The sequence below is a fragment of the Hyunsoonleella sp. J2K-J805 genome (genome assembly GCF_057167125.1).
Genome location: NZ_CM169901.1, coordinates 2,037,580 through 2,053,029 on the forward strand (window position 1 = coordinate 2,037,580; position 15,450 = coordinate 2,053,029).

The window sequence follows — 15,450 nt, forward strand, 5'->3', positions numbered from 1 at the left end:
ATTTTTATTAATTGAATAGATACAAAACACCAAGGCTTAAATTAGATGTACTAAAAGTCCAATCAAAGTTATCTTGTTCTTGTTTTAAATTAGAGCCATTAAATTGAATATCATTTTGAAATTTTGAGTACCCTAAACCTCCTAAATTCAATGTAAATGCAAGCTTTTTATTTATGCTGTAAGCTACATTTGGTAGTACCGAAATTGAAAATAATGTACTCTCTGACTCGAAACTGGAATCAGTTCCTTCTAAGTTTCCCTTAGAATAACTAATGATACCCTCTAAACTAAAAAGCAGCTTATCAGTAACAGTAAAGTATTTAGCGATATAGGGGGTAACACCAAAAAAGTTGCCTTTAGTATTTTGGGTTGAAAATTGCGATGTTGTGTTACCATCGCTTTTACTATACAAATAATCTATACTTGTGCCCACAACCAGGTTATTGGTAATAGCATAGCCTATACGTGGTGATATTACAAACCTTGTGTTTGTAACATCTGCTCCGTTATTTATACCATCATCCTTTTGTGAGTTATAACTTATTTCCCCTCCCAAAACCCATGTACTTTTGGAAATAGTAAATTTTTTATCTGTTTCTTGACTGTTGCATATACCTGTAAGGCATAATACAATCAATAGTATTTGTTTTTTCATTTTTTGTTTTTGTTTATGAAAAACACCGAAGTACTTAAACTCCGGTGTTTTAGGTAATGAAGTGATGCCATCTTAAAATCTAAGCTTACCTAAAAAACCTTTCTTTTTAGATTTTTCCTCTACTTGGTGCACGAAATCTTTAGGATAATATTGGTTATCAATAAAACTACTATCGTCTAACTCCATAATTTTAACAATAGCTGCGGCTTCAAAACTCCAGTATCCACAATAAATATTTGCTTTACTTTTATGGCTATTGTACAAGTTCATGTGCTTATGATAAAAGTCCTTTTCTAAAAATTGTTTTACCAATTTTGAAGCTTCTGCTTTGTCTTGTGTTTCGGTTGCTTTACGTAGCTTATCATACACCTTAACAATTACTGATTGGCTTGTATCATACTCCTCTAGACGTTTTTGCTCTCTATAAGGAAAACGAGCCTTAATGATAAACTCATAAAGATTGTCGCTAATATTATCCCTATCAAGAATATCTACCAAAATCTGGAACTCATTATCAGGTATTTCTAAAAGATAGGCAGCAGATAATACATGTAAAAATCGCTCATAAGGACTAACCATATATTGGTCAAATAGTTCTCCTTTATCGTTTCTTATTTTCGTTTCACTTTGATACCAGACTTTGGTTACTGCATCAATGACAGAGTCAATTGATTTAGTCAAGTTATCTATATTATCCCCCAAAGAGTATTGGGCAATTAACGATTCTATCAAGAAACCAAGGTTTCTAAATTTAGCAGAATTAATCTTACTTTCATGTACTTTGCCCTCAGATAAGCTATCATTGTTAAACTTAATTAATTGAGTTTTTGTCTTTAAAAACTCTTCAAAATATTGTTTGTTTTTTATTTTGTCTCTAATCATATTTTGAAATTTTTAAGGAGTCCATACACCTCCTATATTCCCCCCGCTAGCGCTCGTTTGCAACGAGTGCTTTTGACATAACTAAATCAACCCAAAAAACCAATATCATCTATCTCCAATATAGTATGGTCATCTTGAAAATTTCTGGCACTACTGTATTTCCAATCTACAGAGTTCGTTACAAAACCACTCTCAACAGGGTTGTTATGAATATAATCTATCTTTTGCTTAATCACTTTTTCACTTCATAATTCTACTGGTTTATTATGATGTTGCCAAAATTGATACTTAGAAATGTTTCCTTGTTTTTTACCTGCTCGTTCTAATATCCAAAGTAACCATTCCTTTCTACTTTCTTTTGGGTTGTTTTTAATTTCTAAAATCACTTTTTTCGCGGTATATTTTTTAAAATCTCGCAATAGCTCCATAGGCTGTTCATTACTAGACCTAAACACAAGATGCACATGACTAGGCATAAAACAATACGCATATAATTCCATACCCTTTTCTGCTCTACAATAATCTACACTTTCTGTCAAAATATCGAAATAAACTTGTCTTGTAAAGATATCAAGCCAATACACTGTTGCGAAACTTACAAAATATAAACCGCTTTTATTATGAAACTTATATTTTCTGCTCATGAATACCAAAATACAAAAAGCAATGATTTTCACCATTGCTCTTGTTTTTATTTTCGTTAACGGCACTCGTTACAAACAAGCGCTAGCGGTGGATTTGTATTACCCTTACTTTATCACTTTTTTTTTAATCGATGGTTTCTATTTTCTATCCTATGACTTTCTACTATGTTTTTATACTTAAGACAAAAATCAATATTTTCATATAATTGAAACAGTTCTTTATCCATATTTCATTTTATCCAAATTTTGAAGTTAAGCCCAATTAAGGACTTAACTTTAATACTTCATCCTTAAAATCTTCGTATAATGATAAACTCTCTTTTATAATTAAGTATAACTGTTCATAATTAGTAAAGTTTGCAGGCTTAATTGGATTGGGATCTTCACCTTTTGACATTTTGAGTAACTTACAAACCCTACTACAAACTCCTCCAAATCTTGAACCGTTATTCTTGTTTAAAGAACCAAAGATAATTTCCGCTATTCCATATTTTAAGCCTATATGATAATAAAATTCATAATCATTTGATTCACTTGAAACCTTATAAAAACTCTCTTTAGCTATATAATTCGGCTCATATCCCAAATCTCGAAATAATTTTAAAACCCTGTTCATATCTGGTTTCTCTAATAAATCGCCTTCAAACCTATTGTCCTCACAAATAGACTTATATCTATCATAGAACCTTATATTTTCATATAGTTCTAAAATTTTAACATCTAAAATCATATCTATTCAGGTCTAAATCTTATTCTAATTCTGTATCTACTCCAAGCAAAATTAATATAATCTTGAATATTGGATAAATTTTGATTACTAGCAGGAATTTCTAATATCTGTTGCCCTCTTAGTGTCTGTCCATTAATATCCGAATATTTATTTGACCTGATCGTTGTGCCCGGTGAATATTTTTGTCCCATTTCCTTTAAGTAATTTTCAAAGGTAGAGAAATTAATACTGCCTAAATCAGTCGCTTTACGAGAAATTATTTCTCCTAAATCGGGGTCATAACTATCTAGCCTTTTACCATTACCTAAATGTATTTCATGATAATCATACCATGCACCATTTCTAGCTTTCCTATTAAAATCATTTCCACGCTTAAACAGAGCCTTAACTTCATCCCAAGTAAGAGGACTTCCCTTTCTAGAAGTGGCTTCCGCAATTTCCTCAACTGCGTCTTCAACCGTTTCTGCTAAAAAATCACCTCTTGCAATTGCATCGTCTAAATTTCTTTTAACACCAGAGGAAAGCACCGATGCTAATTTGCTGCTTACAGTATTTGAGACCTTTCTAGCTATATCTATTAAATAGTCTTTAACTGCGTCTCCTTTTGCTAGAATCTGTTCCCCTCTTTTAAGTACTAATTCTCCTAAACTATCAATTGTAATCTTAAAACCTTTCTTTATTGCAATACCTACTGCACCTAGTACACCTCGTACTTTACGATAAATCTTCAAAGCCTTCCTAAAAGCCCTAGCTCCTTTTATAGCACCTTTTATAGGGCCTAAGGCTGTAGAACTAATCATAATACCACCAATAGCCAAAGAAGCACCCAGTACATCACCTGAGTTTATAGACCTAATAAGATCGTAATAATCTCCTGCTGGTGTAAAGCCTATTATAATTTCACCAATAAGAGGTATCATCATTTCACCAAAAGCTTGCCACTCCTCAGCATTGCGAGGCCAAAAACTACCCCCATTTTGCCCCACATCTTCGGCTATATCATCTATGGCCGATATTTCTGCTGCTTCGAAGGCAACTATCCGCAGGCCTTCGGGGTCTCGGTTTGCCATTTTTGAAAACTCCAAACCTTCATTAAATCCTGCTTGCAGCATATTCTGGGCGCTATCGGTTATGGCCTGATGATGGTGTAATTGTAAATACCTGTTTCTAGCTATCTCGTTTTTAAACATTTCGGCTATGGCCAAAGCATCGGCGTCGTTGGTAAAGTTTAAAACCTCAACTATCCTGTTTTCATAATCTACATACGCCACTTGGTTCATGCCCGTTGGGGCATTTTGTAGCATATCTTGTACGGTATTATGAAAGTCTTTTAAATCCCTTAGATACTGGTCTAAGTTACTTTTTACCCCATGCCCCCTCGCATGGTCTATACGCATACTATCTGCTGCAGTTGGGGCAAAATTAAAATAGTTGGCTAGCGTTGCGTTATCTAAACCAGCTGGTATATTTATACCGTTAGCCTCAAACACTTCCCTTATAATTTGCCCTTTATATTCTGGCCTGTGCACACTATCGTTTAATAGTGCTGCCAATACGTTGTTTAAGTATGTAAACTCATCGCGTTTTGCTATGGCACTTAAATTTGTGCCAATGGCGATATTGGGATTGAACGAACTATTAAATTCTGGTGTTCCGGCAGAGGCGTAATAGTTTTCGCCCAATGTAAAATGATTACCATCTAAATACTGGTTCAACAGATAATTTGCACAATCGTGAGATAGTTTGGAATATTGGTTAAGTTTAAAATAGTTTTCTATTTCTGCTTTTAATGTTGGTCTATCATTTATATAGTCTTCATTTCTTACTCCCAGACCTGAGATGGCTGCTTCGGCAAGAGCCCTAGCTAAATCAAACTCGTTAAGTGCGTTGTTTAGAGCTTCTCTTCTAGAACGCTCTTTTTCTTGTAACCAAAAATTTGTATTCCAAGGTTGACTTTGAATTCTTAAATTCCAAAAATCATCATGAAATATTGACAATTCTGGAGGATTATTTCTCCACACATAAGGCTCCACAAAATCCTGATTACCAAAACTGTGTACCCTAAACCAGTTATACGGTGGTACTGTAACAAAATTAGTAGTATTATTCCAATAATCGCTCGACAGCAAATATTGCTGCATGTGATCTAATTTTTGAAAATCATTTCCTGCTCCTCCAAAATAATTAACCTGTATTCTAGCTAATTCTTGTAAAATTCCGTGGTTTAAATTATTGAGATTTGTTAATTCATTGTTTAACTGATTTTGAATTCGCTGTTCTTGCTCTAATTTCCATTGATTTTCTGAGAACATCTTAACTTCCGTATGTCGAAGTCTGTTGATTTGCTCAATCGAAGTAATCTCACTTAATGATGTACTTCCTATTTTTACTCCTCCATAGGGAGCATTAGCTACAAGTCCTAAGTTTATTTGGTTAGCTCTTAAATCTAAAAACTTAATATTTGTTAAACATTCATCTCTTAGCGCTCTTTTCTCATTTACTTTTTTATCATATTTGGGTTTTAAGACTCTGGAGGCAATCTTAACATAAGGCATCTCAAAATCTTTAAAAAAAGTTCTTTGTGCTTCATTAAAATTAGAGAAACTAGTTCTTAATTGTTTTTCTATTTCCTCTTCCATTATATTGTATTGCCTACCTACCCATTCGCGAAAACGTCTCTCAGCAGCAATTTGAGCTACTTCATGATTTCGTAAAGCGTCTAGAATTGGATCTCCGAAAGTAAAGTTAGACACTTCCCCATCAGAGCAGCAATCACCACTAACAACAGTAAACTCAGAGGTATGTCTTTCCTGTAATATAGGATCCCCGACGGGACTAAGCATTCTTTCGTCTCTTTGTCCTGTGGCCTTGTAAACTATATTTAAGCAAAAAATTAGGGCTAATATGTATTGTATTTTATGTTTCATAATGTTTTCAGATTATTTTTTAGCAATTAACTTTGTATGTTTTTCTCCATTAACAAAAACAGTAATAACACTGATACCTTGGGGCAATGTTGACCCATCAAAATAATACGTGTAACTGCCTGAACTTTGCATTCTACCTTCTTCCAAAACATAACTTTGGTTGCCGTTTAAATCTGATACTGTAATATGTACCAAACCACCTTCTTCTAGGTTATAAGAAATGAATAGATCTCTTTCAAAAGGGTTTGGATAGAGCTTTATAAAATCATCTGTTTGCTCACTTAATGCGTCTACTACTTCGCTAGAAATAGTTTTTCCATTTTCCGTTACGGTTTCATCTTTGGTAAGTATAAGTGCCAAAGTATTTCCTGGCTCTTGCATAGTTGCAACGTAAGTATCTAAAACCGCTGTTAAATACTCTTGATCCTCAAAAGTTGAAATATCAAAACTAGCTGAATTTATAGTGTATGATATATTTTGCTCATCATTGCTATTAAAATATGGGCGTTTAAAATTATAGCTGAAGTCTTCAAAAAGTAATTTATTGTCAAAACTTTCAACAACTCCCTCACGTGTTTGCTCTAACGAATTAAGTTTGTAACTTATATATCCATCGGAATTTTTATTAAACTCTACAGATACTGGAAACTCCTGTTCTATATTTTTTTCGGACCAATCTAATTGCACCAAACTTCCGCTCCAATTACCTTTCAAATAGTCAAAAGAAAGTTCATCATTTTTTAAGTCAGCATTCAAAATTTCCATAAATGCAACATCAGTTTTATTTTCTTTATCATTATTCAAATGAAACTCCATACAGTGTAACATTACATCGCTATTTTCAATATAATTTTCCTTTAGCAACTGCATTGCCTTTTGCTTGTTTATAGGTACACCATATCCAAAATAATGCGCCACCCCAAGCCAATGTTTAGCCATGGGATAATTATTACTTTGCCTAAACCATTTTATGGCCTTCTTGTAATTTTGCTTAACACCTAGCCCTTTATAATGCAAATACCCAACGCTGTAAGTGCCACGCGCATCTCCTAACTTATGTGCTTTTTTATACCATTTTTTAGCTTTTTTATAATCAATCTCACAACCAATACCGTACTTAAACAAATTACCTAAATCTGTACATGCTCTGGGAAAGTGCTGTTTTGCAGATTTTTTAATAAGCTTAAAACCTTTTTCATCATCGTTTTGTAAATGATTATTGAGGTATAATCTTCCCATTATAAATTGTGCATGGGCGTACTCACCATCAATGCATGGTTTTAACAACTCAATGGCTGTAATTGAGTCTTGTTGAGAATAATTTTCTTTTTGTAAATAGGCAATAGCTTTGTCGGTATTTTGCTTAAAGTTGCTTGTTTGCGCATGAGTTGGTATTACACAACTCATGGAAAGAACAAAACATAATTGTAGTAGTTTTTGTTTCATAGGTTTGCTTAAAATTAAATGAAAGATTTATCGTATATATATATACGTTTTTACTTATTTTTGATCAGCGAAAATGCTAATAATTTGTATTATGTTATTGCGGAAAAACCGTAATTTTACAGCCTTAACGTTATCTTAACTTTTGAAATCCGTCATAAACCTATTCTTCCCAAAAGTATGCTACGCATGCTCTAATTACCTGTCGGATAATGAAGACACTATTTGCATCAACTGTAGGCATGATTTACCCGTTACCGAATTTCACTTTAATGATGATGACACCGTAAAAAAAGTATTGAGGGGTAGAGCAAAAATTGAGTACGCCACGGCATTATTTCGTTTTGAAAAACAAGCTCGTGCAACAACTCATCCACGGACTGAAATACAGAGGTTATGAACATATTGGGGAACTTTTGGGAAATTGGTTGGGTGGCGAACTAAGTGAAGTTGAAGCTTACCAAACCATAGACATGGTAATACCAGTGCCAATACATCCAAAGAAACTAAAAAAAAGAGGCTATAATCAGGTAACAAAATTTGGGCAACAAATAGCCAAAGCATTACATGCAGAATATGTAGATGATGTTTTAGTAAAAATCTCGAACACCAAATCTCAAACCACAAAAGGCCGTTTAGCGCGATGGAATAATAGCAATGAAATTTTCGCTGTAAAAAACATCACGAAGATTGAAGATAAGCATATACTTTTAGTTGATGACATTATTACAACTGGTGCCACTTTAGAAGCATGTTCCTCAGCATTAAGTCAGGCAAAAGTGATAAAAATAAGTATTGCCACTATGGCAATAGCCTAAAAATTTTATCGTTTATTTTTAAGGCAAATTTTATGTAGGTTTGCTTAAAATTTAATTAAGGCAATGCGCAAAACGTTTTTAAATTTTATTTTGGCACTAACCGTTGGCTGTATTTTTATTAATTGCGCCAACAGAGGCACACCCCAAGGTGGTGAAGAGGATATCACGCCTCCCGAAATCACTAGCACTTCGCCAGAAAACTATTCTACCAATTTTGATGTTAAGGAAATAAGGATTGAGTTTAACGAATACATCAAAATTAAAAACCTTCAAAAGCAATTAATTATTTCGCCCCCGATGAAAACCCAACCCGAAATTACGCCTTTGGGAGCTGCAAGCAAAACAATCAAAATAAAAATATTCGACACACTACCGCCCAATACAACTTATGCATTTAACTTTGGAAATAGTATCGAGGACAATAACGAAGGCAACCCTTACACTTATTATCGTTACGTTTTTACCACTGGAGATTTTATTGACTCTTTAACCGTTTCGGGAAATATTACAGATGCCTTTAAACGTGAACCTGAAACCTTCGTTTCTGTAATGCTGTATGAAGTAGACTCTACGTTTACAGATTCTATTATTTATAAAGAAACTCCAAAATATATTACCAATACACTGGATAGCCTTACTACTTACACTATAGAAAATGCAAAGGCGGGCAAGTATTTATTGGTTGCATTAAAGGATAAAAATGGTGATAATATTTATCAGCAAAAATCAGATCAAATTGCATTTAAAAAAGAGTTTATTACACTACCAACTGACAGCGTTTATAGCTTAAGGCTATTTGAGGAGGTTGCAGATTTTAACCCTTCAAGACCTCAGATTTTAAATGGTGAAAAAATCATGATTGGGTATGAAGGGATTCCTGAAAACTTAAAATTTTCTTGGAGCACTCAAGTACCAGAAGGATTTGAGTATCGTCTTACAAAAAACAAAGACACCGACACGCTTTATTTTTGGTATAAACCAAAGCTAGAAATTGATTCTTTGGTTTTAAATATTGAGCACCCACAAGTTACAAAGGAATATACCGTAAGAATTCGCGATAAGGAACGTGATTCTTTAATATTTGAGGCTGAACCGAACGGTTCCATTGCATACGATGAAGATTTTAGGATTTCGGGGAATATCCCCTTCACTAAATTTGATAAAACTAAAATTGAGCTGATAGACAAAGATTCATTGCCCGTTGCGTTTACCGTAAAACAATTTGATTCTCTATCCAACACTTATGCATTAGATTTTAAAAAAACCGAAAATAATGAGTATAAAATGACTATTTTTCCTGAAGCTTTTACTGATTTTTTTGAAAACACTAATGATACGCTTCAATATTCGTTAAGAACGAAAAAACAGGATAGTTATGGCAATTTACGCTTAAGAGTGAATAATGCAACATACCCTATTATCGTTCAACTTACAGATAAAAGTGGAGACGTTAAATACGAACAATATGCCACCGAGCAAAGACCGTTTGATTTTTTAAACATTAATCCTGGTAATTATTTTGTAAAAGTGATTTTTGATTCAAACGGAAATAAGGTTTACGACACAGGAAATTATCTTAAAAAGATTCAACCTGAAATTGTAAAACATTCTGAAACTCAATTAGACGAAGTACGCGCAGGTTGGGACGTTGAGGCTACATTCACGTTAAAAGATTAAACTCATCTCTATCTTCTAAAAATTTAAGTGCATTTCTATATTTCCTTATGTGGTTTTTAGACAGCTTTACTATGTCGATGTCTTGTTGATTCAAAGGTAAAGCAGATATTTTTTTTCCCAAAGCATCATAACAAGCTGAACTTCCGCAATATAATGTATTGTTGCCATCAACACCAATTCGGTTCACACCAATACAGTAACTCATATTTTCAATGGCTCTTGCTTTCAATAACGCATCCCAAGCATCAATTCTTGGCACAGGCCAATTTGCAACGTACAACAAAATGTCATAATCTTCAGTATTTCTTGCCCATACGGGAAAACGTAAATCATAGCAAATTAATGGGCAAATCCTCCATCCTTCATAGTCTAAAATTAACTTAGTTGTTCCTGCGGTATAAACTTTGTGCTCGCCTGCTAATGTAAATGTATGCCGCTTATCGTAATATGATAATTTCCCAGACGGTTCTACAAACAAGAATCTATTAAAATAACTGCCATTTTCAGAGATCACTACACTTCCTGCAACAGCAGATTGCGCTGTTTTTGCCATATCTTTTAACCAAGATACAGTAGCTCCATCCATTGTTTCAGCGACACTTTTTGCATTCATGGTAAACCCAGATGTAAACATTTCTGGCAGAATAATAATATCTACTTCCTCTCTAATATTTTTAATTTTCTCACCAAAATTTAACCGATTTTGTTCTGGGTTTTCCCATACTAAATCGGCTTGTATTGAAGCTATTTTTAAGTCATCTTTCATATGCTTAATTGTATCGTTTTTTATCTGTCAGATATTATATTAAATAGAGTTTAAAATATCCGCAGCTCGTTTTAGAGTATCGTCTTTTTTAGCAAAACAAAATCGCAATAGCTTTTCATCTAAACCATTAGAATTAAAAACAGATAATGGAATAGAGGCTATTTTTTGCTCAATAGTCCATCGTTTTGCTAAATCAACATCATATGCATCACTAATTTCTGAATAATCCAGCAATTGAAAATAAGTGCCTTTAGCAGGTGTGAATTTGAATCTTGAATCTTTTATTAAATCTAAAAACAGATCTCTTTTCCTCTGATAAAACTTAGGTAGACTAAGATAAGGTTCTGGGTTTTGCATATAGTCTGCAATTCCTTTTTGTGTTGGATGATGTACACAAAACACACTAAACTGATGTACTTTTAAAAACACCTTCATGAGTTCATTTGGAGCGCAACAATACCCTATTCGCCAACCAGTATTATGAAAGGTTTTACAAAATGATGCCACCACAAAACTTCTTGTTTTTAAATCTGGATACATGCAAACACTTTGATGCTTCTCACTATCAAAAACCATATGCTCATATACCTCATCGCTTAAAACAATAATATTGGTGTTTCTAGTAATTTCCTGTAGCCTTACTAAATCTTCACCAGAAAAAACCGAACCTGTTGGATTGTGAGGTGAATTAATAATAATCATCTTAGTTTTATGATTAACGCTCTCTTTCACCTCTTGCCAATCAACTTTAAAACCCTTGGATGCCTTCATTTGAATGGGAACCACTTTACCTCCGTTAAGCTCCACCATCGGTTGATAGCTATCATAAGCTGGTTGAAATACTATAACTTCGTCCTCCTTACCTATAAAAGTTGTTATAATGGTGGCAATAGCCTGAGTAGCTCCAGCCGTTACTGTAATTTCTGATTCTGGATGATAACTTGCGTTATAAAGTGTAGCTATTTTTTCAGCAATAGCTTCTCTTAAATCTAAATTCCCTTGCATTGGTGCGTAATGGTTATATCCAGAATTCATGGCTTTACTAACCAAATCGATAAGTTCCTTATCGCTATCAAAATCTGGGAAACCTTGAGATAAATTTATGGCATTATGCTTTGTTGCCAAAGCACTCATAATGGTAAAAATGGTAGTACCTACGTTGGGAATTTTTGAAGCATATTGCATCCTTTAAAGATAAGAACTTATAAACAATCATCACATTCAAACGCTTCCTAAATTAAAATGTGTAGTGGCCATATCGCAAATCTTATCTCCAATGGCTAAACACGCCGTAGCTGCTGGTGAAGGCGCATTTAATACATGAATACTTTTGTTCTGGTAGGCGATCTCAAAATCTTCTTGCATCTCTCCATTCTCTTTAAGCAACATTGCTCTTACTCCAGATCTCCCAGGCACTATATCTTCTCTACTCAATGATGGTATTAAACGCTGTAATGTCTTTAAAAACAAAGTTTTTGAAAATGCACGCCGATATTCATTCAACGCAAACCTGGTGTTGTTTTTAAGTAAATTCCATGTTCCTGAGTAAGTCAAAGCATCAACGGTATCTTTCAAATTGAAATCGGTTTTACCGTAGCCCTCTCGTTTAAAGGTTAATACTGCATTTGGCCCGCACTCCACATCGCCATTTACCATCCTTGTAAAATGAACCCCAAGAAATGGAAACGCTGGGTTTGGTACTGGATATATAAGATTTTTTACTTTTTCTTTTGCGCCTTCAGTAAGATTGTAATAATCTCCTCTAAAACCTAATACGCGTTGTTTGAGACTTATATTATCTTTTTTTGCTAACCTGTCCGCTTGTAAACCACCACAGAAAATAACATATTTAGTATTATACTTTTGCTTTGAAGTTACTAAAACTGAAGTCTCAGACGAATGGTTCCAATTCATAGCTTCTTCTCCCAGTACGATTTTGCTTTTAGGCTGTACCCCTAAAGCCAAATTTGCCATGGTCTCCGTAGCGAACTTAAAGTCAATAATACCTGTACAAGGTACCCAAATACCTCCAATACTTTTCACATAAGGTTCTATTTCTTTAACCTGATCTGAATTAATTTTCTCAATATCCTCTATTTTATTTTGAATTCCGTTATTGAAAATCTTATCCAAATAAGGTAGCTCACTCTTATCGGTTGCAGCCACAACTTTTCCACATACCTCATGAGCCACATTATACTGTTTAGCGAAAGACACCAATTGCTTTCTTCCATCTGAGCATAATTTAGCTTTAAGCGATCCTGGTTTGGAGTATAACCCTGAATGTATCACCCCTGAGTTATTCCCTGTTTGGTGTGCAGCTAAACTCTCCTCTTTCTCGATAAGAAGCAGTTTTAAGCTAGGGTATTTCTGTTGAATTTTATAGGCCGTAGCAGCACCAACAATACCACCGCCAACAATTGTTATATCATAAAAAAAAGAGTTCAAACACTTATTCTTGTTGAGCTCTTAAGATATTATATAATTTGAAGTAATCAAACCAGATTTACAGATAAATCTAGTTTCTGTATTTACTTTAGCTTCTGTTTTGTCTTAGCAACGTTGGCATTTAATTTATCTATTTTCTCCAACCACTTTTTTTCATCCTGCGGTGATAATTTGCCTTTGCCTTTTAGCTTCTCATACTTCTTTTGGGCGTCTGTGAATTTCTTGGTAGCCTTGTCATAATTAGACTGAGCCTTCTCTTTTTGTTTTAATGCTTTTTCGGCCTTTTTTCGCTTTTTTTCAGCTCTTCTTTGTTCCTTTTCAGCTTTTTTCTGCTCTTTCTCTGCCTTTTCTATTCGCTTTTGTGTTGCTTCAGCTTCCGCTGTTTTTTGTTGTTTCTTTTCAAATTCAGCTAAAATTTTTGCTTTTTCTTCCACGCTCAAAGTATTGGTAACATCCACACCTTCTTGGAAAATAAGTCCCTTTTTAACTTCATATACCTTGTCATTAACTTTTACTTCTTGTGCAGTTAGTGACATTCCAATCATTATAAATACTATCAATAATAAGAATCTAACTATATTTTTCATGGTTTAAATGTTTATCATTTAGACGCTATTTTCACTAAAAAGTCACTTTTAGTTTCCAATAAAAAACTATACTATTTCCATTTTCTTCAAAAGGAAACTTGCATTCATGTTCTTGCAAACACCTTCTTTCAATATATAATCAAAAAACAGTTCATCATTGACGATTTCTGCATCAAAATAGTAGTTTTTAACATCCTCTAGTTCTTTTTCAATGTCACATAAACTCAAATCGTGGGTTGCTATAATCCCTGTAGCATTGGATGCCACAAGTTTTTCAACAAACTTTTTAGAACCAATAGCTTTATCAGTACTGTTTGTACCTTTCAGGATTTCATCCAACACAATAAAATACGGTGTTTCTTTTATTGTATCAACTATAAATTTTAATCGTGTTAACTCTGAAAAGAAATACGAACTATCGTCAGTCAAGGAATCTGATGTACGCATACTGGTAATTAGTTTTATTGGACTGTAAACACTTGACTTAGCACACACAGGCAAACCAACATTAGCCATGACTATATGTAGTGAAATAGTTCTTAAAAATGTACTTTTCCCAGCCATGTTTGCTCCCGTAACAATAAAAAATTGCTCATTCTTGATAACAACGTTGCTATCTATTCTTTTATCTTTATTTAAAAGTGGATGCCCAAGACTTTCTGCTTTAATAATATGTTCATCTTCACTAATTACTGGAAATACATATTCAGGATGATTGAATGAGAAATTGCCTAAACTGTTGTAGGCATCAAAGAAAGATACAACCTCGAACCAATCAGAAACCTTGGTATTGTATTGTTCAATCCATTGCTCAATTCTGTAACTATTTTTTATATCGGTTAAAAAGAAACCGTTTCCAAAAATGGCACCTATAATATTATTCCTATTATCTAATGCATCTAAGGATCTTGATAGCTTTTTAAAAATTAATGAGGCCTTGTCTTGTTCCGTTTGAATTTGATGTTGCTTTTGTTTCAACAATTCCGACTGAAACGTTTCGTTTTCAATCATATCCAATAATACGGCATACTGACGGAATGTATCCTTTACTTTATCAGCATTGGAAGAAAGCTGGTTGGTTTTCTTGACGTATATTCCCGTAAGTCCTAAACCTAAAAACAACCAATACCCTAAAACACTTTGGTTGGCAATAACGTCTGAAATAATGCCTAAAAAAATAGCTATGGAACATAAACTAAATACTATTGGCAACCATCGCATTAGTCTTGGTAAGAATGATTTATAATGCCCTAACCAATCAATAATAGTTGTTGCAGGAGTTTCTGCGGTGACCAATCTTGCATTTGCACCATAAAACTGTCGCCATTTTGGTTTAGAAGCCAATTCTTTAATAGCTTCCTGTCGAAGTTTTACATCGATAATTTCATTTGCTTTTAAAGCGTCAGCCAATTGCTTTTCCCCTTCTTTAATATGCGTTCTATTAATAAATTGAAAGAAGGAACCACGACCAAATAAATCAATATCCAGACTGTAAAAATGTTTGGGGTCTTGAAATTCTAATCCTTGATCTCTATTGTGAAAATCTCCTGAAGCTATGGTGAGCTCATCCTGATTTATTTTAATTAAAGCATCATAAAAAGCTTTTTGATGCTTTACATCGCTGTGTTTTGAAAGTAAATACACAAAAAGACCTGTCCCAATAACGGTAAGTAATACTGATACTTGCCAAAAATTGAAACAAAAATAAATTCCGATAGCTACAATCAGAAATACCGATACACGCAAAATACTTAATATGGTCAACCGCTTATAAAGCGCTTTCGATTTTAGCTTGTAGCGTTCTAAATGTTCTTCGTAATATACTTTAGGGTTTAAATTTATCATTACGTAATTAAAAATGTAAATAAACAAA

The 15,450-nt window shown here is 33.8% G+C and carries 12 protein-coding genes and 1 pseudogene; 2 read left to right on the forward strand and 11 right to left on the reverse strand.

The features are described 5' to 3' along the window. Nucleotides 1-7: 7 nt before the first annotated feature. The 6 genes and pseudogenes from AC1B0Z_RS09090 to AC1B0Z_RS09115 form a co-directional block, all read right to left on the reverse strand. A complete protein-coding gene (locus tag AC1B0Z_RS09090; RefSeq protein ID WP_483791657.1) occupies nt 8-655 on the reverse strand; it encodes an outer membrane beta-barrel protein in 648 nt (215 codons plus the stop codon). A gap of 72 nt (nt 656-727) precedes the next feature. Then, nucleotides 728-1,537, reverse strand: a complete 810-nt coding sequence (locus tag AC1B0Z_RS09095) for a PoNe immunity protein domain-containing protein (RefSeq protein ID WP_483791658.1) — start codon at nt 1,535-1,537, stop codon at nt 728-730. 86 nt (nt 1,538-1,623) lie between these two features. Then, nucleotides 1,624-2,181 (reverse strand): annotated as a pseudogene (locus AC1B0Z_RS09100) (REP-associated tyrosine transposase). Between the two features lie 262 nt (nt 2,182-2,443). Further along, nucleotides 2,444-2,911: a hypothetical protein gene (locus AC1B0Z_RS09105; protein WP_483791659.1), complete on the reverse strand. Its 468-nt coding sequence runs from the start codon at nt 2,909-2,911 to the stop codon at nt 2,444-2,446. A gap of 2 nt (nt 2,912-2,913) precedes the next feature. Continuing rightward, nucleotides 2,914-5,838, reverse strand: a complete 2,925-nt coding sequence (locus tag AC1B0Z_RS09110; protein WP_483791660.1) for a hypothetical protein — start codon at nt 5,836-5,838, stop codon at nt 2,914-2,916. Nucleotides 5,839-5,850: 12 nt separating this feature from the next. After that, nucleotides 5,851-7,284, reverse strand: coding sequence for a hypothetical protein (locus AC1B0Z_RS09115; protein ID WP_483791661.1), 1,434 nt, complete (start codon nt 7,282-7,284; stop codon nt 5,851-5,853). Between the two features lie 356 nt (nt 7,285-7,640). On the opposite strand from AC1B0Z_RS09115, the gene AC1B0Z_RS09120 reads away from it, so the two are divergent. Both AC1B0Z_RS09120 and AC1B0Z_RS09125 read left to right on the forward strand, forming a co-directional pair. After that, complete coding sequence (locus tag AC1B0Z_RS09120) at nt 7,641-8,099, forward strand: ComF family protein (protein ID WP_483791662.1); 459 nt, start codon at nt 7,641-7,643, stop codon at nt 8,097-8,099. A gap of 63 nt (nt 8,100-8,162) precedes the next feature. Beyond that, nucleotides 8,163-9,776, forward strand: coding sequence for an Ig-like domain-containing domain (locus tag AC1B0Z_RS09125; RefSeq protein ID WP_483791663.1), 1,614 nt, complete (start codon nt 8,163-8,165; stop codon nt 9,774-9,776). On the opposite strand, the gene AC1B0Z_RS09130 is transcribed toward AC1B0Z_RS09125, so the two are convergent. From AC1B0Z_RS09130 to AC1B0Z_RS09150, 5 genes are all read right to left on the reverse strand, one after another. Further along, a complete protein-coding gene (locus AC1B0Z_RS09130) occupies nt 9,760-10,542 on the reverse strand; it encodes an amidohydrolase (protein ID WP_483791664.1) in 783 nt (260 codons plus the stop codon). The two genes, AC1B0Z_RS09125 and AC1B0Z_RS09130, sit on opposite strands and share 17 nt — an antisense overlap. 39 nt (nt 10,543-10,581) lie before the next feature. After that, a complete protein-coding gene (locus tag AC1B0Z_RS09135) occupies nt 10,582-11,727 on the reverse strand; it encodes a methionine aminotransferase (protein ID WP_483791665.1) in 1,146 nt (381 codons plus the stop codon). A gap of 36 nt (nt 11,728-11,763) precedes the next feature. Then, a complete protein-coding gene (gene lhgO, locus AC1B0Z_RS09140) occupies nt 11,764-12,990 on the reverse strand; it encodes an L-2-hydroxyglutarate oxidase (RefSeq protein WP_483791666.1) in 1,227 nt (408 codons plus the stop codon). Between the two features lie 83 nt (nt 12,991-13,073). After that, nucleotides 13,074-13,577 carry a hypothetical protein gene (locus AC1B0Z_RS09145; RefSeq protein ID WP_483791667.1) on the reverse strand — a complete coding sequence of 168 codons (504 nt, stop codon included), beginning with the start codon at nt 13,575-13,577 and terminating at the stop codon, nt 13,074-13,076. A 66-nt stretch (nt 13,578-13,643) separates the two neighbouring features. Continuing rightward, entirely contained in the window at nt 13,644-15,422 is a 1,779-nt protein-coding gene (locus AC1B0Z_RS09150; protein ID WP_483791668.1) for a MutS-related protein, read from the reverse strand. Between the last annotated feature and the right edge of the window lie 28 nt (nt 15,423-15,450).

Bases quoted from the DNA above. Each gene is read 5' to 3' on its own strand.
- AC1B0Z_RS09125 (WP_483791663.1), top strand. From the start codon at position 8,163: ATGCGCAAAACGTTTTTAAATTTTATTTTGGCACTAACCGTTGGCTGT.
- AC1B0Z_RS09105 (WP_483791659.1), bottom strand. From the start codon at position 2,911: ATGATTTTAGATGTTAAAATTTTAGAACTATATGAAAATATAAGGTTC.
- AC1B0Z_RS09145 (WP_483791667.1), bottom strand. From the start codon at position 13,577: ATGAAAAATATAGTTAGATTCTTATTATTGATAGTATTTATAATGATT.
- AC1B0Z_RS09130 (WP_483791664.1), bottom strand. From the start codon at position 10,542: ATGAAAGATGACTTAAAAATAGCTTCAATACAAGCCGATTTAGTATGG.
- AC1B0Z_RS09110 (WP_483791660.1), bottom strand. From the start codon at position 5,838: ATGAAACATAAAATACAATACATATTAGCCCTAATTTTTTGCTTAAAT.
- AC1B0Z_RS09095 (WP_483791658.1), bottom strand. From the start codon at position 1,537: ATGATTAGAGACAAAATAAAAAACAAACAATATTTTGAAGAGTTTTTA.
- AC1B0Z_RS09090 (WP_483791657.1), bottom strand. From the start codon at position 655: ATGAAAAAACAAATACTATTGATTGTATTATGCCTTACAGGTATATGC.
- AC1B0Z_RS09115 (WP_483791661.1), bottom strand. From the start codon at position 7,284: ATGAAACAAAAACTACTACAATTATGTTTTGTTCTTTCCATGAGTTGT.
- AC1B0Z_RS09150 (WP_483791668.1), bottom strand. From the start codon at position 15,422: ATGATAAATTTAAACCCTAAAGTATATTACGAAGAACATTTAGAACGC.
- AC1B0Z_RS09135 (WP_483791665.1), bottom strand. From the start codon at position 11,727: ATGCAATATGCTTCAAAAATTCCCAACGTAGGTACTACCATTTTTACC.